The following is a 19,007-nucleotide window of genomic DNA, read 5'->3' on the forward strand; positions in this document are numbered from 1 at the left end:
GAACCGCGATGACCGAGAGCAAGGCGCATAGCATCGGGTCCTACCGCCGGGTCGCTGCGGCCGTGGACGCGGTGTGCGCGGTGGCCGCCGACTTCGACGCCACCACCCTGGACGAGGTGGTGCTCGCGATCTCCGCCGAGCGCCGCCGTCCCATCGAGATCGCCAGTGCCCAACTGGGTCCGGGCGTGTGCGGCCAGCGCCGCAGCTATCCGGAGAAGGACGTGATCGTGCTGGCCTCGGCGCTGCCCAGCCGCGATCACACCCTCGCCCACGAACTGGGCCACATCGTGTTCGACCATCCGGGCGAGGCCGCGACCGAGGTGGTGCTCGAGGCCAGCGATGACCTCATCGCCTACATGCTCAGCCAGCGCGCACATCAGCAGGCGGTCGACCTCGGCGAGGACGAGCAGTGCGAATGGGAGGCCGAGACCTTCGCGAGCATGCTCATGACCCGACTGCGCGTATTCAACAGCCGGGGCGCAGGCGTCTCGGTCCTTCGATTCGACGAGGCACTCGGATGACTTTTTGGCTGCTTGCCATGCTGGTCTGGATGGCCGCGGGCGGCCGGGTGGGCCGGGTGCTGGTGAAACCGGCGACCACCGCCCGGGTGGCGATCGTGGTCGCGGTGGCGTCGGTCGCCGCGGCGGCCACCGTCGCGGTCCCGGAAATCGGTGTGGCGGTTGATCATCTGCTGCCCGGTGGCGTGCGCGGGGTCTGGTTGTCGGACCGGCTGGTCACCGCCGCGTGGATCCTGTTCGGCAATGCCACCTCGGTGGTGGCCGCCGCCGCGTGGCCGGTCGTCTCGCGCCGGAATCTGCGCCAGATCGCCTGGATCATCTACGCCGGCGGCGTGCTCGCCATGATCGCGACCCTGCTGTGGTCGGTCACCTTCGGCTGGGTGATCGTCGCGCTGGAATGCCTCTTCATCGTGATCACCGGTGTGCGCAACCTGGATTGGACCGCGCTGGGCCGCGGCATCGCGCTGTACACCTCGGGCACCGCGCTGGTCGGCGTGCTCGCGCTGCTCTCGGTTCGGCGCCAGATACAGGAGCAGCCCATGGCGGCGGCGGGCCAGGGCGATTGGTACTGGCCGATGTGGCAGCTGGCGAGTCTGCTCATCGCGGTGGGCGCGGTCTGGATCGTCATCGAGCTGTGGGCGCGAGCGCGCTTGCTGCTCAAGCAGATTCGCACGCTGCACCGGGTGCTCATCGCGCGTTTCCCGGAGGTGGTCGCCAAGGAGCAGACCGGTTCGGCGACCCAGTTGAAGGCCTCGGACCAGATCGCCCAGATCATGGACGCGCTCTACCTGCAGTCCGGTGGCGGCATCGAGTTCGCGGCCGCGGGCACCCCGCCGGACGCGGTGGCCGAACGCGCGGCGAAGGTCGCGGAGTGGGCGCGCAATCCGTTCGGCGACGTCCTGGTCGACGGCCGCTGGATCGCGCCGCCGCCGGGTGTGGGCCCGCGCGGCTGGGTCCAGGCCATCGCCCGGGCCTACGACGCGAGCGCGGACGCGACGACCGGCGCGACCGCCCGGCGCTGAGACGCGGTATCGGTCATCGATCCGGTGACCGATTGCCTTACCGATACGAGTGCGCGCCGGCGCCCCGATACGGGCGTCTGACAGCCGCGCCACGGGTGCGGCGGATCGCTTCCAATTGAAACTCCACCGAACGGAAGATCATCGCACAGCGGCGGTGTGCGCAGATCACCGAACGATCTCGGTGCAAGTGGATGCTCGCCGGTATCCATGCCGTCCGGTCGGTATATAAATCCGGGTGATTTCAAACGAATCGGCACCGGTATTGAACACCGGTGCCGATAAGAAGCGCCCTATTTGTCGTAACCGCGGTAACGCAGCACTGAGGCGCGATTGTCGATGTTCGTGCATTGCGGACGAAACGCTCATGGCACGCAAAACGACATAGTGCACAAAGCAGTCGGATCAATCATCCCGAGTGACCCGGGATGGGTAATGCCAGGTTTGTGCATAATGCACGGGCGCAGAGGTCTACGCCACACGGCCTCAGCACCCTGAGGTCGGTGCAACACTCTTCGTTCGAACCACATGACTCCGTGGGAGCACGGCGCCGCCCTGCAAGCAACGCCGTGCGCCCACACCCGTCAGGTCGAGCATGGTGCAGTCCTGCGACAACCCAACGCGGTGCGGCCTCCGAGCCAGCCTCACCGTGTTGCCTTGAAGCAGGGCCTATTCCGTGCCGTCCGGAGGAATTTCGGGCAAACCTTCGCTTGCCCGCAACTTCTCCGCCATCGAGGTGAGGAGATTCTGAGATTCTTCGGAGAGGTCGAACGCCCTACTCGACAGCCGACGAAGTCCGTAGCCCTGCAGCTGGGACAGCAGCTCGAGATCATGATCGATCTTGGCCGCGTAGATGTCGTTGAAGAAGTAGTCCGGTTTTACCTTGAAGAACTTCGCCAGCGCCGCGACCGTCTCGTCTGACGGGTTTGTGCGCTGTCCCGACCGCAACTGCGAGAGATACGGTTTCGAGATCGGATGGCCGGAGGCCGTGAGTGCAGCCGCCACCTCTGCGTTGGTGTGCGGCTTGCGCCCCGGGGGATGCACGGTTTCGAACAGCTTGTTCAGCCGCGCCGCGAAATCAGCCATTGTGAGCCGCCCAATTCCCTTCGCTGTACTAACAGTCGTTATCTCGGATACGTATCATTGATATTAGCGGCTCAGTAACTGAAAACCTACGCCTGATCCACGATTTCCTTGAAGCTTCTAGACGGTGATCCGGTGAAGCCGCCGTGGCTTGGGTGTTTGCGGGCTAGCCTCACCGTTCTTGCGGAGGGCTTAAGAGTCCCGGTTCTGGCCCGTCGCGAAGGTCTTCCACGACGGGCCGTCGGTAACCCTAAGATAGCTGACGTCTCATCTTCTTGTCTGTATCGCGGATTGTGTGGCGTACGCCACGTTTCACGACAAGTGGGATGAACGTTCAACCTAGGCCGAAAATGATTGAAGCGACTACAACCTCTCGATGATGGTGCCGGTCGCGAGCGCGCCGCCGCAGCACATGAGGATCATGGCGAACTGCTTGTCGCTGCGCTCGAGCTCGTGCAAAGCCGTTGTGATGAGCCGGGATCCGGTGCTGCCCACCGGATGCCCGAGTGCGATGGCGCCGCCGTTGACATTGACGCGGTCGAAATCGGGCTTGTGGACCGAGGCCCACGACAGCGCCACGGCCGCGAAAGCCTCATTGATCTCGAACAAGTCGATGTCGGAGATGCTCATGCCCGAGCGCTCGAGCAGGCGCTCGCACGCCTGCACCGGTCCGTCCAAATGGAATTCGGGCTCGCTGCCCACCAGGCACTGCGACACGATGCGGGCGCGAGCGCGCAAACCCGCACGCTCAGCGGCCTTTTCGTCCATCAGCAGCACCGCGGCGGCGCCGTCGGAGATCTGCGAGGAGGTGCCGGCGGTGTGGATTCCGCCCTCCAGCACCGGCTTCAGCTTCGTCAGGCTCTCCAGGCTGGTCTCGCGCAGGCCCTGATCGCGGGTGACATCGAGGAATTCACCGGTGAGGTTGCCCTCCTTGTCGATCTGCGGCGCGTTCGCGATGGTCAGCACCTCGCGATCGAACCGGCCCTGCGCCCAGGCCTGCGCGGCCAGCTGCTGCGAGCGCACACCGAGCGCGTCGATGTCGTCGCGAGTAATGCCGCGCCGCTTGGCAATCCGCTCCGCGGCCTCGAACTGGTTGGGCATGTCGATGTCCCAGGTGGCCGGCCGGCGCGGGCCCGCGTGCGTTCCGACGTTGGCGCCCAGCGGAACATGGCTCATGGACTCGATGCCGCACGCCAGGCCGACCTCGATGGCGCCGGTGGAGATGAGGCCCGCGACCAGGCCTGCGGCCTGCTGCGCGGACCCGCACTGGTTGTCGATCGTCACCGCGCCGGTCTGCCACGGCAGTCCGGCGTGCAGCCAAGCGGTTCGAGTGACATTGTTGGACTGTTCGCCGACCTGCATGACGCAGCCGCCGACGACCTGCTCGACCGCCAGCGGGTCCAGCTGGGCCCGCTCCAGGACGCCCTTCTGGGCCGCGCCCAGGATCTCCGCGGCGTGCAGGCCGCCGAGCCAGCCGTTGCGCTTGCCGATGGGCGTACGTGCGGCCTCGACGATGACAGGTGTACCCACGGTGTCTTCCCTCCGGTAAGAACTGAAACAAGTTCTTCATGTGTAACGTAAGCCGGTTGAGGCTCCTTCCCTAGTCTTACCGCTTGTGCTTCAATAACGGTAGAACGTGTTTCAGTTAGTCAAAGGAGACAACTGGTGGTGGATACACAGAGCCGTCCGAACGTGCCGGAGGGTTTCGACGTCACGGACCCGGATCTCTGGGCCCATCGAGTCCCCGTGGAGGAACTGGCCGAACTTCGCGCTACCGCGCCCATCTGGTGGAATCCCAAGTCGCCGCAGACCGGCGGCTTCCAGGACGACGGCTTCTGGGTCGTGTCCAAGCATGCCGACGTCAAGACGGTCTCGCGCCGCGACGACGTCTTCTCGACCTTCGAGAACACCGCGATTCCTCGTTTCAATGACGACATCACTCGCGAGCAGATCGAGCTGCAGCGCTTCGTGCTCCTGAACAAGGATGCGCCTGAGCACACCAAGCTGCGCAAGACCATCGCGAAGGGCTTCACCCCGCGCGTGATCAACGGGCTGCGCGCCGAGCTGACCGCTCGCGCGGAGTCGATCGTGCAGGCCGCGGCCGCCGGATGCACCGGTGACTTCGTCGAGCAGGTAGCGGCCGAACTGCCGCTGCAGGCGATCGCCGAGCTGATCGGTGTGCCGCAGGACGACCGCATGAAGCTGTTCAAGTGGTCGAATGACATGACCAGCTACGACGATCCGGACAGCGACGCCGATCCGCTGGTGGCCTCCACCGAGCTGCTCGGCTACGCGTACCAGATGGCCGAGGCGCGCCGGAACGAGCCCGCCGACGACATCGTGACCCAGCTGATCCAGCCGGACGCGGACGGCAACGTGCTGCTGCCCGAGGAATTCGGCTTCTTCGTCATGGTGCTTGCCGTGGCCGGCAACGAGACCACGCGCAACGCGACCACGCACGGCATGATCGCCTTCCTGGAGAACCCGGACCAGTGGGAACTCTTCAAGAAGGAGCGGCCCAAGACCGCCGCGGACGAGATCATCCGCTGGGCCACCCCGGTCAGCAGCTTCCAGCGCACCGCGCTCGAGGACGTCGAGATCGAGGGCGTGCAGATCAAGAAGGGCCAGCGCGTGGTGCTCTCGTACCGCTCGGCCAACTTCGACGACGAGGTGTTCGAGGACCCGCACACCTTCAACATCCTGCGTAATCCCAACCCGCACCTGTCCTTCGGCGGCACCGGCGCGCACTACTGCGTCGGCGCGAACCTGGCCCGGCTCGAGGTCGAGATCATCTTCAACGCGATCGCCGACTACATGCCCGATATCACCGCGCTCGGCGATCCCAAGCGCCTGCGTTCGGGCTGGCTGAACGGCGTCAAGGAATTCCAGGTCGATTACCAGCCCAAGGCCGGCGGCGGCTGCCCGGTCGCGCACTGAGCATGATCGTTATCGGGCGCTCGGCGAAATCGCCGGGCGCCCGATACAACTGAATCTCGGACTGCCCTGCCTCTCACAACTCAGGGCATAAGAAAAGGAGCGGGGCGATCGGAATTCCGATCGCCCCGCTCCTTTTTCGTACTACTGCTTACGGCTGCTTCAGCGTCTTCATCGCCCGCTCGGTTTCCCAGAACGCGCGCAGCGCAGCGATTTTGCCGTCGGAATCCACCCGGTAGGTGAATACGCCCTCGGCGTCGACGGTGGCCCCGCCGCCCATGGTGGTGCGGATGCGGCCGGTGTAGGCCACCTCGCTGCCACAGGCGAAGGAGTCGTCGAAGAGGAACTCGATCTGTTCGGTCGCGGCAATCGCCTTGTCCCAGAACGCCGCAATGGCTTCGGGGCCGCGGTGGCCCTTACCGTCCGGATCGAAGAACGAGGGCCCGACCGGATCCTCGACGATGCCGTCGGCGGCGAACAGTGCCACCCAGGCCGCCTTGTCCCGCGCGCGGACGGCGGCCTGCGAAGCCGAACCCGCTACGCGCGCAGGATGTTCGGCACTCACGGCTGTTCGCTTCCGACGACCCACATCGAGAAGTACTGCGAGCCACCGCCGTACGCGTGGCCGAAGGCCTTCTTGGCGTTCTCCACCTGGTAGTCGCCGGCGCGGCCCATGACCTGCTTGGCGGCTTCGGCGAAGCGGATCATGCCCGAGGCGCCGATGGGGTTGGAGGAGAGCACGCCGCCCGACGGATTGACGGGAAGCTTTCCGCCGATGGCGGTTTCGCCCGCCTCGGTGAGCTTCCAGCCCTCGCCCTCGGGCATGAAGCCGAGGTTCTCCAGCCACATGGGCTCGAACCACGAGAAGGGGACGTAGATTTCGGCCGCGTCGATCTCTTCCAGTGGGTTGGTGATCCCGGCCTGCTTCCACAGTGCGGCGGCAGCGGCCTGACCGGCCTGGGGGTTCACCTGGTCGCGACCGGTGTACGCGAGCGGCTCGGTGCGCATGGCGGTGCCGTGAATCCACGCCACCTTCTTGCCGGTGGCCTCCACGGCCTTGGCCGCGGCCTCGTCGCCGATCACGATGGCGCACGCGCCGTCCGAGGACGGGCAGGTCTCATCGAAACGAATGGGGTCCCACAGCATTTGGGACGCCATGACCGAATCCATGGTGATGTCGGACTGCTGCAGGTGCGCGAAGGGATTACGCGCGCCGTTCTTGCGATCCTTCACCGCGACCATCGCGCCGACATGCAGCGGCGCACCCGAGCGGTGGATGTAGGCGCGCACGTGCGGGGCGAAGTAGCCGCCCGCGCCCGCGCCGACCGGCTTGGTGAAGGGCACCGGATTCGACAGCGCCCACATGGCATTGGACTCGGACTGCTTCTCCCAGGAGAGCGCGAGCACCTTGCCGTGCACACCGGCTTGCACATGCGAGGCGGCCACGACGGCGGTGGAGCCGCCGACCGAACCCGCGGTGTGCACGCGCAGCATGGGCTTACCGGTCGCACCGATGGCGTCGGCCAGGAAGAGCTCCGGCATCATCGAGCCCTCGAAGAAGTCGGGGGCCTTGCCGATGATCACGGCGTCGATATCGGCCATGGTCAGACCGGAATCCGCGAGCGCGCGATCGATGGCCTCGCGGAGCATGCCCGCCATGGACACATCCGAGCGCTTGGCCACGTGATGGGTCTGGCCGGTGCCGAGGACGGCAGCGGGGTTCGTCATGAGCGTGCCTCCAGGGTGGCGACCAGGTTCTGCTGCAGCGCGGGACCCGAGCTGGCATGTGCCAGTGCGCGATTCGCGGTGCCATTGAAGATTTCGGTGGCGGCGAAGCCGATGCGCTCCAGGCCGGCCGAGAACATGGGGTTGCCGGACAGCGGGCCGCCCGACACATTGATCTTGGTCGAGCCGTTCAGCCCCAGCGCCTGCGCGAGGATCAGTTCCTCGTGGCTGTACTGGGTGTGCAGCTCGGCGATATCGAAATCGCTCGCGCCGCCGTTGATCGCGGCCTTGGCCGCTCGGGTCGTGGACTGCGAGACGGTGAGATCGCGCGCGCCGAGGACCGGGGTGTCGATGTAGTGCGCGATACCGCTGATCCACGCCGGTCGCTCGGCCAGCTCGCGGGCCTTGTCGCCCACGGCCAGCACGATCGCCGCCGCGCCGTCGGTGATGGGCGCGATGTCGTGCGAGCGGAAAGGATTGGCCACATAGTCGGCGGCCAAGAGCTTTTCGACATCGGATTCGGTGCGCGCGGTCGCGCTGCCACCCTTGGCGGCGGCGTGGGCCGCGGCACGGGCGGCGACCTCGGCCATATCGCGCTCGGTCCAGCGACCGGCGTCGATACCGGCGCGGGCCTGCAAACCGGCCATGGACACCGCGTCCGGGCCCAGCGGCGCGACCAGGTACGGGTCGGTCTGCAGGGTCAGGACCTGGCGCAGCGTACCGGCCGAAGCCTTGCCGAAGCCGTACACCAGCGCGGTCTCGGCCTGTCCGGTGCGCAGCTTGAGCCACGCCTCGTACAGCGCCCAGGCCGCGTCCATCTCCACGTGCGACTCGTTGATCGGCGGCACCGCGCCGATGGCGTCGATCGCGGAGATGAACGAGAAGGCGCGCCCGGCAAGGTAATCCGAGGAGCCCGAGCACCAGAAGTCGATATCGGTCTGCTTGATGCCGAGCTTGCCGTACAACTCGTGGAAGCACGGCGCGAGCATTTCCACGCCGTTGGTCGTGCCGAAGGTCTCGGGCACATGCGGTGCGTGGGCGAACCCGACCACCGCGATTTCGTTGTTCGTCAACGTATTCAGCCTTTACAGGTGGTGCGAGAAGGACTCGTACGCGGCATCGGGCTCGCCGGAGGGCTCGAAGTGGTCGACATTGCCCATACTCAGGCTCCACTCCTCGCGAGGCTTCCACACGGCCTTGACCCGCATGCCCATGCGAACCTCGCCGGCGTCGCAGCCGAGCACCAGGTGCAGGAACGGAATATCGGTGCCGTCCAGCAGCACGTAGGCCGCCACGTACGGCGGCTTGATGCTCTGCCCCATGAAGGGCACGTTCACGATGCAGAAGGTGGTCACGGTGCCGGTGTCGGCGACCTCGACATAATCATCGGTGGGGGAGCCGTCACGCGGGTCGGCGCCACGCGGCGGGAAGTACACCTTGCCGTCGCTGGAGGCCTTCGCGCCCAGCAGCCTGCCCTCCATGATCGCCTTCAGGAATTCGGCTTCCTGGGGTGCGGCGGTGTGCTTGAAGGACAGGTCGATCGGGGTGATGATGCCGGTTACGGGCTCGGCGTCGGCCGCGGAATCCGCGGGCGCGTTGGAGGATTCGCCCGGTTCGAAGCAGGCGATGTCATGGATGTCGCCGCGGCGCTCGCCGGCCCAGCGCGCCCGCACCCGCAGGCCGGTGGAGATGTCGGCCGGCGAGGCCACATCCACCGCGTGCAGGAGCGCGGTGTCCGCGCCGTCCAGCTTGATGAGCGCGTAGGCGAAGGGCCGGTCGAAGGGCTGCCCGGGCAGCGGTTCGGCCACCCAGCTCCACGACTGGACGGTGCCCACATCGGCTACGTCGACGAATTCGGTCAGCGGTTCCGCGGTGATCGGATCGAATTCCGCGGGCGGCACGATGACGCGCCCATCGGAACCACGCACTCCGACGACCCGGCCCGAACGCAACCCGGTGAGGAAGCGTCCGATGGTCGGACCGGTGGAGCGGGTGTAATCGAACTGCATCCGCAGCGGCGCGGCGAGTACTTCGGTGTTCCCCAGAGTCACGCGATCGAGTAGAACAGGTTCTAAAGAAGGGTGCAAGAGCCCACTTGGGAAGGGAACCGAACATGCGCTTTGGGTTGCAACTCGGATACTGGGGCGCGCAGCCGCCCGCCAATACCGCGGAGTTGGTCGCGGCCGCCGAGGAGGTCGGATTCGACGCGGTCTTCACCGCCGAATCGTGGGGTTCGGACGCCTACACCCCGCTCGCGTGGCTCGGGTCGAGCACCAGCCGGGTGCGCCTGGGCACCTCGGTGGTGCAGATGTCGGCGCGCACGCCCACCGCCACCGCGATGGCCGCGCTGACCCTGGATCACCTCAGCGGCGGGCGGCACATCCTCGGGCTCGGCGTCTCCGGGCCGCAGGTGGTCGAGGGCTGGTACGGCCAGTCGTTTGCCAAACCGTTGCAGCGCACCCGCGAGTACGTCTCGGTCATTCGCCAGGTGCTCGATCGCGAGGGCAAGGTAGTCAACGACGGACCGCATTTCCCGCTGCCCTACAACGGCGCGAACGCGACCGGGTTCGGCAAGCCGCTCAAGTCGATCACCCATCCGCTGCGCAAGGATCTGCCGATCTGGCTGGGCGCCGAGGGTCCGAAGAACGTCGCGCTGACCGCCGAGATCGCCGACGGCTGGCTGGCGATCTACTACACCCCGCGCCTGGCCGACATGTACAACGAATGGCTGGACGAGGGCTTCGCGCGCGCGGGTGCCAGGCGTTCGCGGGAGGACTTTGAGATCGCCGCGACCGCGCAGGTCATCCTCACCGACGACGTCAAGGGCGAACTCGATCGGCTGCGCCCGTTCATGGCCCTGTACATCGGCGGGATGGGCGCGGAGGACATGAACTTCCACGCCGAGGTGTACCGGCGCATGGGGTACGGCGACGCGGTCGAGGAGATCACCAAGCTCTTCCGCACCGGCCGCAAGGACGAGGCCGCGGCCGCGGTGCCCGATCAGCTGATCCTGGACACCACGATCATCGGCGACGAGGCGCACGTGCGTGAGCAGTTGAAGGTCTGGGAGCAGGCGGGAGTGACGATGCTGCTCGTCGGCGTGCGCGATGTGGCGCAGTTCGAGCGGCTGCGGCCGTTGATCGAGGCGTAGAACTCGTTTCACTACCGGGGCGGGGGAGGTTGCGGCGGGACGGCGCCGGACCTCCCCGTTCCCGCTCAGTGGGCGCCCGATCCCGGGTGGCAATCGGACATTTGACCCGCTAGTCTGTGACTGGGGACACAAGTTTTGCTGGTGGGGCGGACAAATCACACCTTGCAACTGACGAGAACACGTTCTATTTTCATCGTGTGAGCCACAACATAGCGGACCTTGTAGAGCACGCAATCGACCTCATGCCGGACAACGTCGCTCTGGTCGACGACACTCGCTCGGTCACCTATGCCGAGCTGGAGGTGCGAGCCAACCAACTCGCCCACTACCTGCGGGAACAGGGCGTCGAGCCCGGTGACAAGGTGGGTATCTACTCGCGCAACACGATCGAGGCCGTCGAGGCCATGGTCGCGGTGTTCAAGGCCCGGGCGGTCATGATCAACGTGAACTACCGGTACGTCGAGAACGAGTTGCAGTACATCTTCGAGAACTCGGACATGGTCGCGCTCGTCGTCGAGCGCCGGTACGTGGACAAGGTCGCCAACATCTGGCCGAACCTGCCGCTGCTGAAGTCCGTCATCGTGGTCGAGGACGGCACCGACCTGCCGCTGCCCGAGGGCGCCACCGAGTACGAGGCCACCCTGGCCACCCAGTCCGGCGAGCGTGACTTCGAAGAGCGTTCCCCCGACGACCTGTACATCCTCTACACCGGCGGCACCACCGGCATGCCCAAGGGCGTCATGTGGCGCCAGGAGGACGTCTGGCGCGTGCTCGGCGGCGGCATCAACTTCCTCACCGGGGAGTACGTCACCGACGAGTGGGAGCACGCCAAGCTCGGCGCGGCCAACCCGCAGATGGTGCGCTACCCGGTCGCGCCGATGATCCACGGCGGCTCGCAGTGGGCCACCTTCATGGCGCTGTTCAGCGGTGGCAAGACCCTCATGCTGCCGGAGTTCAGCGGCCACGGACTGTGGCAGGCCATCGAGAAGCACAAGGTCAACCTGATCTTCATCACCGGCGACGCCATGGCCCGCCCGATGTGCGACGCCATCGACCAGCCGAACCCGGAAACCGGTGCGGAGTACGACCTCTCGAGCCTGTTCATGATCGCCTCCAGCGCCGCGCTCTTCTCGCCGACGCTCAAGGACAAGCTGCTCGACGCGCTGCCGAACCGCATGATCACCGACTCCATCGGATCCTCGGAGACCGGCTTCGGCGGACTGTCCATGGTCACCAAGGGCCAGACCCACACCGGCGGCCCGCGCGTGAAGATCGACGCCTCCACCCAGGTGCTCGGCGACGACGGCCACCCGATCGAGGCCGGCTCGGGCAAGACCGGATTCATCGCCCGCAGCGGCCACATCCCGCAGGGCTACTACAAGGACGAAGAGAAGACCAAGGCCACGTTCAAGGAGTTCCACGGCGTGCGCTACTCGATCCCGGGCGACTTCGCCCGCGTCGAGGAGGACGGCACCGTGACCATGCTCGGCCGCGGTTCGGTCAGCATCAACTCCGGCGGCGAGAAGATCTACCCCGAAGAGGTCGAGGGCGCGCTCAAGTGCCACCCGGAGATCTTCGACGCGCTCGTGGTCGGCGTGCCGGACGAGCGCTGGGGTCAGCGCGTGGTCGCGGTCGTGCAGTGCCGCGGCGAGCAGCGGCCGACGCTCGAGGACCTGCGTCCCGTTCTGACACAGGAGATCTCGTCCTACAAGCTGCCGCGCAGCCTGTGGTACGTCGATCAGATCAAGCGCAATCCGGCCGGCAAGCCGGACTACCGCTGGGCCAAGGAGCAGACCGAGCAGCGCCCCGCCGACGAGGACGCGCCCGCGCCCGTCAGCAAGTAGCGCATGCGCGGTTCCGGGCGCGCCGCCGATGAACGGCGCACCGGAGCCCCCGCACGAGCCGTGCCCGCCCGCGACCGCGGGCGGGCACGGCCCGTTTCGCACCTCGCGCCACACACTCCACAGTGTGGTTTCGTTCCGTTCTGCTTGTCGGTGGGTTGTGCAAGAGTGTTGGACATGACCGAGAAGGCCGGAGGGTCGGCCACTATCACCGATGACGTGCTGCGCTCCTTCGAGGGCCATCGGCGCGAACTGTGCGCATACGCGTACCGAATGCTCGGCTCCTCCTTCGAGGCCGAGGACGCGGTACAGGAGACCTTCACCCGGGCCTGGAAGTCCTACGACTCGTTCGAGGGTCGCTCCAGCCTGCGGTCCTGGTTGTACAAGATCACCACCAACGTCTGCCTCGACATGCTCGACGGCCCGCAGCGCCGGGCCCGGCCCATGGACCTGTCCGGGGCCAGTACCCCCGACACCCCGCTGCCGCCGCCGGAGCCGGATTACGTATGGGTGGAACCGATTCCGAACGCGCTGGCCTTCGGCGCGGATCCGGCCGAGGCCGCCAGCGCGAAGGACACCCTGCGGCTGGCCTTCGTCTCCGCCGTCCAGCATCTGCCCGCCACCCAGCGCGCGATCCTGATCATGCGCGAGGTGCTGCGCTTCTCCGCCAGCGAGACCGCCGACATGCTCAACGTGTCCCCGGCCTCGGTGAACAGCGCGCTGCAGCGGGCGCGCGCCACCATGTCCAAGGCGCAGGAGACCGCCACCCCGTCCGATGTGCTCGACGAATCGAACGAACAGCAGCGCAAACTCATCGACGATTTCGTCACCGCCTTCGAGTCGTACGACATGACCGCGCTGACCGAACTGCTCAAAGCCGATGTGGCGCTGTCGATGCCGCCCTTCTCGCTGTGGATCTCCGGGCCCGAGAACGTGGCCGCGTTCATGCTCTCCACCGGTTCGGCCTGCCGCGACTCGCGGCTGGTGCGGCTCGAGGGCGCGAACGGGCTGCCCGCGTTCGGCCACTACAAGCCCGGCGACGAGCCCGGGGTGTGGGTGCCGTGGTCCATCACCGTCCTCGAGCTCGACGGCGATCGGGTCGCGGGGCTCAATTTCTTCCTCGACACCGATAAGCTCTTCCCGCTCTTCGGCCTCGCCAAGGAATACCGCGAGGATTAGGCCCCGTCGCCGCACAGGCGGGACGCGCCGGGGTGGTACCGGCGCACCGCGGCGACATTCGTGAACGGCCCGCCGGGTGAAAACCCGGCGGGCCGTTCGCTTTTCAGGGGTACGGGCTCAGTTCGCGCCGGGGTAATCCATGAAGAAGGGCTCCCACTGGTGACCGTCCGGATCGATGAAGGTGCGGCCGTGCATGCCGGCCTGGGCCTCCTGGGCGCGCTTGTCGTCGTTGACCTCCTCGGTGGCGCCCGCGGCGACCGCGGCGTCGACGAGGGCGTCGACCTCCTGGGCACTGCCCAGCGCCAGCGCGTAGGCGGCGTGGATACTGGAACGGGTGTCGGCCAGCGGACGCTTGCTGAAGGTCGGGAAGAACTCCTTGGTCAGCAGCATGAGGCAGATATTGTCGTCGATGACGATGCAGGCGGCGTTGCTGTCGGTGAAGTCCTGGTTCACCTTCCAGCCCAGCGCCTCGTAGAAGTCCTTGGACTTGTCGAGGTCGGCGACGGGGAGATTGATGAAAATCATCTTGCTGGCCATGGTGGTGTTCCTTTCCTCCGCAATCCGTTTGCGTGTGCGCGTTTCGTAGGTAGTGACGAACCGGGCGCGGGAAACTCATCGGCCGTGCTCGATGTGGCCTGCGCCACACGATTTCGTCATCGGTCGGTCGCGTGCGGCCCGGCCGTGACAGAGTGACCAACAGGAGGTGCCTGATGAAGTACAGCTACCTGGTCGCGCTCACCGGCAGCGGCGGCACGGTGCCGCCGGAACTGGGGGTGGTGCGCCGCCTAGTGGCTCGCGGGCATCGCGTCACCGTGCTGGCCGAGGAGTCGCTGACCGCGGCGATCACCGCCACCGGTGCGCGGTTGCGGCCGCGCGCGGGCGCCGGATTCGCCCGCGACATCGCCGACGAGATCGACGGTGAACGGCCCGATATGGTGCTGGCCTCGTACTTCGCCTTCGGCGCCATGGTCGCGGCGCAGGCCTGCGAGGTGCCGTTCGTGGTGCTGATTCCGGGGATCTATCCGCTGCCGATGGAGGGCGCGCCGCCGCCCGGGTCGGGTTTCGGGCTCTCGCACGGGCCGGTGACCCGCTGGCGTGATCGCGTGGTGGGCGGTCTGGTGCAGCGGCGCTGGGACGAGGAGTTGCTACCCCAGCTCAATGCGCTACGCGCGGGGTTCGGGCTGGAACGGCTGGCGCACTATCAGGATCAGGCGCGGCTGGCGTATCGGCAGCTCGTATTGTCCAGTGAGGCTTTCGATTTCCCCGCGCAGCGGCCCGACGGGGTGCGCTGGGCCGGTCCGATCCTGGACGATCCGCACTGGAGTCTGGAGACGGACTGGGAGGTTCCGGACGGCGGGGATCCGCTTGTGCTGGCGTCGCTGTCCACCACGTTCGCGGGGCAGACCGAGTGCCTGCAGCGCATCGCCGACGGTCTGGGCAGGCTGCCGGTGCGCGGGGTGATCACCACCGGGCCCGCGGTCTCCCCGCTGGACATCGTCGCGCCGGCCAACGTGCGGGTGCTGGCGGCGGCGCCGCATCACGAGGTCATGCGGCACGCCAGCCTGGTCATCACGCACGGCGGGCACGGCACCCTGCTCAAGGCGCTGGCCGCCGATCTGCCCGCGGTGGTGCTGCCGCACGGGCGGGACGACGCCGATATCGCCGCTCGCGCGCGGGCGCACGGCGCGGCGATCCTGTTGCACCGCACCGCGACTCCGCAGCGCATCGCCGCCGCGGTCCGCCGCGCGCTGCGCACCCCGGCGCTCTATCGGTCTGCCGCCGAACTGGGGCGGGTGATCCGGCGCGACGCCATGGGCGACCTGCTCATGCGCGAGCTCGAGCCCTCGCCCGATCACCCCGGCCCGGTGGCCGAGCGCATCGCGCACATCCGCGAGTTCGAGTCCTGATCATCGCGACAACCCGCGCGGGCGCGGCCCCGCGCGATTAGCGTGAGGCGCATGGACTTCCTGCCGGTACTGCGCGACAAGCTCACCGCCTACGGCGCGCTCCTGACCCCCGACGCCGATCTCACCGCGCCGGTGCCCTCGTGCGGCGAGTGGACCCTCTACGACCTCACCGACCACCTGGTGCAGGGCAATCGGTGGGTCGTGACCGCGGTCGCGGAAGGCCGCGGCGATCACCGCGGCGAGCCCGCGCCCCGCGATGCGGAGGGCCTGCGCGCGGCCTTCGACGCCAGCGCCGCGGCGATAGTCGAGTCCCTGTCCGCGGACCCGGAGACCCCCGCCTGGACCTTCACCAGCGCCATGCCCCGCAATGTCGGCTTCTGGCGCCGCCGCCGCGCCCAGGAAACCCTGATGCACCTGTGGGACGCCCAAGCTGCGCTCGGCAAACCCGAGCCCTTCGACCTCGCCCTCGCGACCGACGGCATCACCGAGGTCTTCGAACTCTTCGCCCCCCGCATGGTCTCCCGCGGCCTGGCCCCCGGGCCCGCCGCGGCCCTGACGGTCCGCGCCACCGACGCCGACCGCACCTGGACCTACGGCCCCGGTACCCCGGTAGCCGAAATAGCCGGTCCCGCATCGGATCTGCTGCTCGTGCTGTGGGGCCGCAAACCCGCCGGCGACCCGGCCTCGGCCTGGAACGGCGACCGTGCCGCCGGTGAACGAATCCTCGCGGGTCCGCTGGTGCCCTAGGCGCCGGGTCGCGGGAGCCGGTTCGCCCAACCGCTAGTGCTCGGCGCGACCGAGGAGACCGCCGTGGCAGCCGTAGGGAATAGCTTCACCCACGTGCGAGGCCTGCCCCGTGATGTATGTGCCGCCGGTGAACATGCACACCAGCAGGGCGAGCGGGTCGCCGGTCGTGCCGGTGGAGCCGGTGTCGGCGAACTTCGAGCTGCCCGCGCTGGAGCCGGAGCCGGCGACCTGGCCGGCGGCGGGAACGGTTGTGGCGGCGGCCGTTCCGATGCCTGCGATCAGGATGGCTGCGGAAGCGCTTATCGCCGCAACGAGTTTCGTACCGATCGACATCGTGGATTCACCCTTCGTCACGAACTGTGGTCGGTCGAAAGTACCTGTCACCGGAACAAGTGAAACGCCATGATTTCTGTGGGCTCACACAACTGAGCGGCGGCACCCGGAAGTGCCGCCGCTCAGTATCTTTCGGTTCTCAGGCGAAAGTCAGTTCGCGGGGTCCGCGAGGATCGCGCCGAGGGCGCGGAGGTGGTCGTTCGCGCCGCCGAGGACGAACTCGTTGTGCTTGGCGGCGGTGAAGTACTGGTTCACGATGTGGTCGCGGTCGATGCCCACGCCGCCGTGCACGTGGACCACGGTGTGGGCCACGCGGTGGCCGGCGTCGGCGGCCCAGAACTTCGCGGTGTGGACCTCCGCGGCGGCGGGCAGGTCCTCGGCCAGGCGCCAGGCGGCCTGCTGCACGGCCAGGCGCACGCCCTGGACGTCGATGTAGGCGTCGGCCAGGCGCTGGGCCACGGCCTGGAAGCTGCCGATCTTGCGGGTGAACTGCTCCCGCTCGCGGGCGTAGTCCGCGACCAGCTCCAGGCCCTTCTCCACGGTGCCGAGCTGGGTGGCGGCCAGGCCGAGCCAACCGCGCTCGAGCAGCCAGTTCAGGATGTCCGCGCCCTGCTCCACGGTGCCGACCAATTCGGCTGGGGTACCGGCGAATTCGACCTCGGCGGCGGGGGAGCGGTCGGTGATGATCTGGTCCTCGATGCGCACCGAGGCGTCGGCGGCGTCGACCAGGAACACCGCGGGCGCGCCGTCGACGCTGGCGGAGACCAGGATCCGGGCGGCCTGGCGGGCGAACGGCACACCGGTCTTCACGCCGGTGAGCTGCCAGCCGCCGTTGTCCGCCGCGGTGGTGGCCGGGGCGGCGGGCTCCCAGTTGCGCTCCTCGGTCAGCGCGGCGGTCAGAATGATCTCGCCGCTCGCGGCCTGCGCGGCCGCGGCCCGCTGGGCCTCGTCGCCGAACTTCGCCAGCGCACCCGCGCCCAGCACGATCGACCACAGGTACGGCACGGGTGCGACGGACTTGCCGAGCTCGCGCAGGATCGCGGTCTGCTCCAGCACGCCGAAGTCGCTGCCGCCCACGGCTTCCGGCAGCGCCGCGGCCAGCACACCGGTCTCGGCGAGCGAGCCCCACAGGCCGTCGTCGAAGCGCACGGTGCGCGCACCGGCGGCGTCGGTGTTCTTGTCCAGTTCGCGCAGCCGGTCGGCGGTGACGAGCTTGCCGGTGACCTCGGCCGTCAGCCGGGCGAGGTCCTGCTGCGCCTCTGTGAGAGTGAAATCCATGATGGGTTACCTGAATTCGGGTTAGCGCGCGGCGGCGGGCTGCTTGAGGGCGGTCATGGCGATGATGTCGCGCTGCACCTCGTTGGTGCCGCCGCCGAAGGTCAGGATGAGGCAGGCGCGGTGCATGCGCTCGAGCCGGCCGCGCAGCTGCGCGCCCGCGGAATCCTGGCGCAGGTAGCCCTGCGGCCCGAGCACCTCCATGAGCGCGCGGTACGCCTCGGTGGCCAGTTCGGTGCCGTACACCTTGCAGGTGGAGGCGTTCCACGGGCGCGGGGCCGCACCGGCGTCGGCGCCCGAGGCCAGCTCCCAGTTCAGCAGCTTGAGGAACTCGACCTTGGCGTGCACGCGGGCCAGGGCGACCTGCACCCATTCCTGGTCGATCACGCGGGAACCGTTGGCGGCCTTGGTGTTGCGCGCCCACTCGGTGGTCTGCGCGACGGCCAGCTGCAGCGGCGCGGCCGAGGTCAGCGCGACCCGCTCGTGATTGAGCTGGTTGGTGATGAGCGCCCAGCCGCCGTTCTCCGGGCCGACCATGTCCGCGTGCGGGATGCGCACGTCCTGGTAGTAGGTGGCGCTGGTGTCCGGACCGGCCATGGTGTGCACCGGCGTCCAGGAGAAGCCCTCGGCATCGGTGGGCATGATGAACATCGAGATGCCCTTGTGCTTCTTGGCGCTCGGGTCGGTGCGCACCGCCAGCCAGACGTAGTCGGCGTAGGCGATGAGCGAGGTCCACATCTTCTGCCCGTTGACGACCCAGTCGTCACCGTCGCGCACCGCGCCGGTGCGCAGCGAGGCCAGGTCGGTGCCCGCGCCCGGCTCGGAATAGCCGATGGCGAAGTGCAACTGGCCCGCGGCGATCTTGGGCAGGAAGAACTTCTTCTGCTCCTCGGTGCCGTAGTGCATGATCGTCGGCGCGACCGAGTTGATGGTCAGGAACGGCACCGGCGCGCCCGCGATGGCGGCCTCGTCGGTGAAGATCAGCTGATCCATGGTGGGCCGATCCTGGCCGCCGTACTCCTTGGGCCAGCCCAGGGCGAGCCAGCCATCGCGGCCCATCTCCTCGACGACCTCGCGGTAGACATTGCCTTCGCCGTACTCACCGGTCTGCGCCGAGAGCGCTTCCCGCCGCTCCGGAGTGATCAGGCGGGCGAAATACTCACGCAGCTCAGCGCGTAGCTGTTCCTGTTGCGGCGTGTATGCGATCCGCATATTGGCACCTCTAGCCTTCGTGTCAGGGTTCTGCCGATCATGACACAGCGGGTGGAACATGTTCCAGTATCGGCGCTTGTAAG

18 protein-coding genes are annotated in these 19,007 nt (G+C 67.7%); 8 read left to right on the forward strand and 10 right to left on the reverse strand.

Going from position 1 to position 19,007, the window contains the following annotated elements:
* Window positions 1-8: 8 nt before the first annotated feature.
* Window positions 9-521, forward strand: a complete 513-nt coding sequence (locus ACFVBH_RS35680; protein WP_354991624.1) for an ImmA/IrrE family metallo-endopeptidase — start codon at window positions 9-11, stop codon at window positions 519-521.
* The gene (locus tag ACFVBH_RS35685; RefSeq protein WP_379008597.1) at window positions 518-1,540 is read left to right on the forward strand and encodes a hypothetical protein; all 1,023 of its coding nucleotides are present in this window, start codon (window positions 518-520) and stop codon (window positions 1,538-1,540) included. Before ACFVBH_RS35680 ends, ACFVBH_RS35685 begins: the two co-directional genes overlap by 4 nt.
* Window positions 1,541-2,206: 666 nt before the next feature.
* Here the strand turns inward: ACFVBH_RS35685 and ACFVBH_RS35690 are convergent.
* Window positions 2,207-2,623, reverse strand: coding sequence for a helix-turn-helix domain-containing protein (locus tag ACFVBH_RS35690; protein WP_011207048.1), 417 nt, complete (start codon window positions 2,621-2,623; stop codon window positions 2,207-2,209).
* Window positions 2,624-2,983: 360 nt separating this feature from the next.
* A complete protein-coding gene (locus ACFVBH_RS35695) occupies window positions 2,984-4,150 on the reverse strand; it encodes a steroid 3-ketoacyl-CoA thiolase (RefSeq protein ID WP_379008599.1) in 1,167 nt (388 codons plus the stop codon).
* Between the two features lie 135 nt (window positions 4,151-4,285).
* On the opposite strand from ACFVBH_RS35695, the gene ACFVBH_RS35700 reads away from it, so the two are divergent.
* Window positions 4,286-5,557 (forward strand): cytochrome P450, encoded by a 1,272-nt coding sequence (locus ACFVBH_RS35700; protein ID WP_354991627.1) that lies wholly within the window; start codon window positions 4,286-4,288, stop codon window positions 5,555-5,557.
* A 148-nt stretch (window positions 5,558-5,705) separates the two neighbouring features.
* On the opposite strand, the gene ACFVBH_RS35705 is transcribed toward ACFVBH_RS35700, so the two are convergent.
* From ACFVBH_RS35705 to ACFVBH_RS35720, 4 genes are read right to left on the reverse strand one after another with little or no spacing between them, the layout of a single operon-like run.
* Window positions 5,706-6,119 carry a nuclear transport factor 2 family protein gene (locus tag ACFVBH_RS35705; protein WP_354991730.1) on the reverse strand — a complete coding sequence of 138 codons (414 nt, stop codon included), beginning with the start codon at window positions 6,117-6,119 and terminating at the stop codon, window positions 5,706-5,708.
* On the reverse strand, window positions 6,116-7,282 hold the full coding sequence (locus ACFVBH_RS35710; RefSeq protein WP_379008602.1) for a thiolase domain-containing protein: 1,167 nt from the start codon (window positions 7,280-7,282) through the stop codon (window positions 6,116-6,118). The genes ACFVBH_RS35705 and ACFVBH_RS35710 overlap by 4 nt, the downstream gene beginning before the upstream one ends.
* Window positions 7,279-8,352 carry a thiolase domain-containing protein gene (locus tag ACFVBH_RS35715; protein WP_379008605.1) on the reverse strand — a complete coding sequence of 358 codons (1,074 nt, stop codon included), beginning with the start codon at window positions 8,350-8,352 and terminating at the stop codon, window positions 7,279-7,281. The genes ACFVBH_RS35710 and ACFVBH_RS35715 overlap by 4 nt, the downstream gene beginning before the upstream one ends.
* A 12-nt stretch (window positions 8,353-8,364) precedes the next feature.
* Complete coding sequence (locus ACFVBH_RS35720; protein ID WP_379008607.1) at window positions 8,365-9,330, reverse strand: Zn-ribbon domain-containing OB-fold protein; 966 nt, start codon at window positions 9,328-9,330, stop codon at window positions 8,365-8,367.
* A 62-nt stretch (window positions 9,331-9,392) separates the two neighbouring features.
* On the opposite strand from ACFVBH_RS35720, the gene ACFVBH_RS35725 reads away from it, so the two are divergent.
* From ACFVBH_RS35725 to ACFVBH_RS35735, 3 genes are all read left to right on the forward strand, one after another.
* Window positions 9,393-10,430, forward strand: a complete 1,038-nt coding sequence (locus ACFVBH_RS35725; RefSeq protein ID WP_354991734.1) for an LLM class F420-dependent oxidoreductase — start codon at window positions 9,393-9,395, stop codon at window positions 10,428-10,430.
* A 197-nt stretch (window positions 10,431-10,627) separates the two neighbouring features.
* The gene (locus tag ACFVBH_RS35730) at window positions 10,628-12,274 is read left to right on the forward strand and encodes an acyl-CoA synthetase (protein WP_354991735.1); all 1,647 of its coding nucleotides are present in this window, start codon (window positions 10,628-10,630) and stop codon (window positions 12,272-12,274) included.
* Between the two features lie 174 nt (window positions 12,275-12,448).
* Window positions 12,449-13,450 carry a sigma-70 family RNA polymerase sigma factor gene (locus ACFVBH_RS35735; RefSeq protein ID WP_354991156.1) on the forward strand — a complete coding sequence of 334 codons (1,002 nt, stop codon included), beginning with the start codon at window positions 12,449-12,451 and terminating at the stop codon, window positions 13,448-13,450.
* 117 nt (window positions 13,451-13,567) lie between these two features.
* Here the strand turns inward: ACFVBH_RS35735 and ACFVBH_RS35740 are convergent, their stop codons facing one another.
* Entirely contained in the window at window positions 13,568-13,987 is a 420-nt protein-coding gene (locus ACFVBH_RS35740) for a VOC family protein (RefSeq protein ID WP_354991155.1), read from the reverse strand.
* A 173-nt stretch (window positions 13,988-14,160) separates the two neighbouring features.
* Here ACFVBH_RS35740 and ACFVBH_RS35745 point away from each other — a divergent pair, with 173 nt between their 5' ends.
* The gene (locus tag ACFVBH_RS35745) at window positions 14,161-15,357 is read left to right on the forward strand and encodes a glycosyltransferase (protein ID WP_379008611.1); all 1,197 of its coding nucleotides are present in this window, start codon (window positions 14,161-14,163) and stop codon (window positions 15,355-15,357) included.
* A gap of 51 nt (window positions 15,358-15,408) precedes the next feature.
* The gene (locus ACFVBH_RS35750) at window positions 15,409-16,104 is read left to right on the forward strand and encodes a maleylpyruvate isomerase family mycothiol-dependent enzyme (protein ID WP_379008613.1); all 696 of its coding nucleotides are present in this window, start codon (window positions 15,409-15,411) and stop codon (window positions 16,102-16,104) included.
* Between the two features lie 33 nt (window positions 16,105-16,137).
* Here the strand turns inward: ACFVBH_RS35750 and ACFVBH_RS35755 are convergent, their stop codons facing one another.
* The 3 genes from ACFVBH_RS35755 to ACFVBH_RS35765 all read right to left on the reverse strand — a co-directional run bounded on the left by ACFVBH_RS35755 (window position 16,138) and on the right by ACFVBH_RS35765 (window position 18,924).
* Window positions 16,138-16,437 (reverse strand): hypothetical protein, encoded by a 300-nt coding sequence (locus ACFVBH_RS35755; RefSeq protein ID WP_379008616.1) that lies wholly within the window; start codon window positions 16,435-16,437, stop codon window positions 16,138-16,140.
* A 150-nt stretch (window positions 16,438-16,587) separates the two neighbouring features.
* Window positions 16,588-17,715, reverse strand: coding sequence for an acyl-CoA dehydrogenase family protein (locus ACFVBH_RS35760; RefSeq protein WP_354991151.1), 1,128 nt, complete (start codon window positions 17,713-17,715; stop codon window positions 16,588-16,590).
* Window positions 17,716-17,736: 21 nt separating this feature from the next.
* Window positions 17,737-18,924 carry an acyl-CoA dehydrogenase family protein gene (locus ACFVBH_RS35765; RefSeq protein WP_354991150.1) on the reverse strand — a complete coding sequence of 396 codons (1,188 nt, stop codon included), beginning with the start codon at window positions 18,922-18,924 and terminating at the stop codon, window positions 17,737-17,739.
* Window positions 18,925-19,007: the final 83 nt, after the last annotated feature.

The organism is Nocardia sp. NPDC057668, from assembly GCF_042799795.1.
Classification (GTDB): Bacteria; Actinomycetota; Actinomycetes; order Mycobacteriales; family Mycobacteriaceae; genus Nocardia.

Bases quoted from the DNA above. Each gene is read 5' to 3' on its own strand.
- ACFVBH_RS35680 (WP_354991624.1), top strand. From the start codon at position 9: ATGACCGAGAGCAAGGCGCATAGCATCGGGTCCTACCGCCGGGTCGCT.
- ACFVBH_RS35685 (WP_379008597.1), top strand. From the start codon at position 518: ATGACTTTTTGGCTGCTTGCCATGCTGGTCTGGATGGCCGCGGGCGGC.
- ACFVBH_RS35690 (WP_011207048.1), bottom strand. From the start codon at position 2,623: ATGGCTGATTTCGCGGCGCGGCTGAACAAGCTGTTCGAAACCGTGCAT.
- ACFVBH_RS35710 (WP_379008602.1), bottom strand. From the start codon at position 7,282: ATGACGAACCCCGCTGCCGTCCTCGGCACCGGCCAGACCCATCACGTG.
- ACFVBH_RS35725 (WP_354991734.1), top strand. From the start codon at position 9,393: ATGCGCTTTGGGTTGCAACTCGGATACTGGGGCGCGCAGCCGCCCGCC.
- ACFVBH_RS35735 (WP_354991156.1), top strand. From the start codon at position 12,449: ATGACCGAGAAGGCCGGAGGGTCGGCCACTATCACCGATGACGTGCTG.
- ACFVBH_RS35740 (WP_354991155.1), bottom strand. From the start codon at position 13,987: ATGGCCAGCAAGATGATTTTCATCAATCTCCCCGTCGCCGACCTCGAC.
- ACFVBH_RS35745 (WP_379008611.1), top strand. From the start codon at position 14,161: ATGAAGTACAGCTACCTGGTCGCGCTCACCGGCAGCGGCGGCACGGTG.
- ACFVBH_RS35750 (WP_379008613.1), top strand. From the start codon at position 15,409: ATGGACTTCCTGCCGGTACTGCGCGACAAGCTCACCGCCTACGGCGCG.
- ACFVBH_RS35755 (WP_379008616.1), bottom strand. From the start codon at position 16,437: ATGTCGATCGGTACGAAACTCGTTGCGGCGATAAGCGCTTCCGCAGCC.
- ACFVBH_RS35760 (WP_354991151.1), bottom strand. From the start codon at position 17,715: ATGGATTTCACTCTCACAGAGGCGCAGCAGGACCTCGCCCGGCTGACG.
- ACFVBH_RS35765 (WP_354991150.1), bottom strand. From the start codon at position 18,924: ATGCGGATCGCATACACGCCGCAACAGGAACAGCTACGCGCTGAGCTG.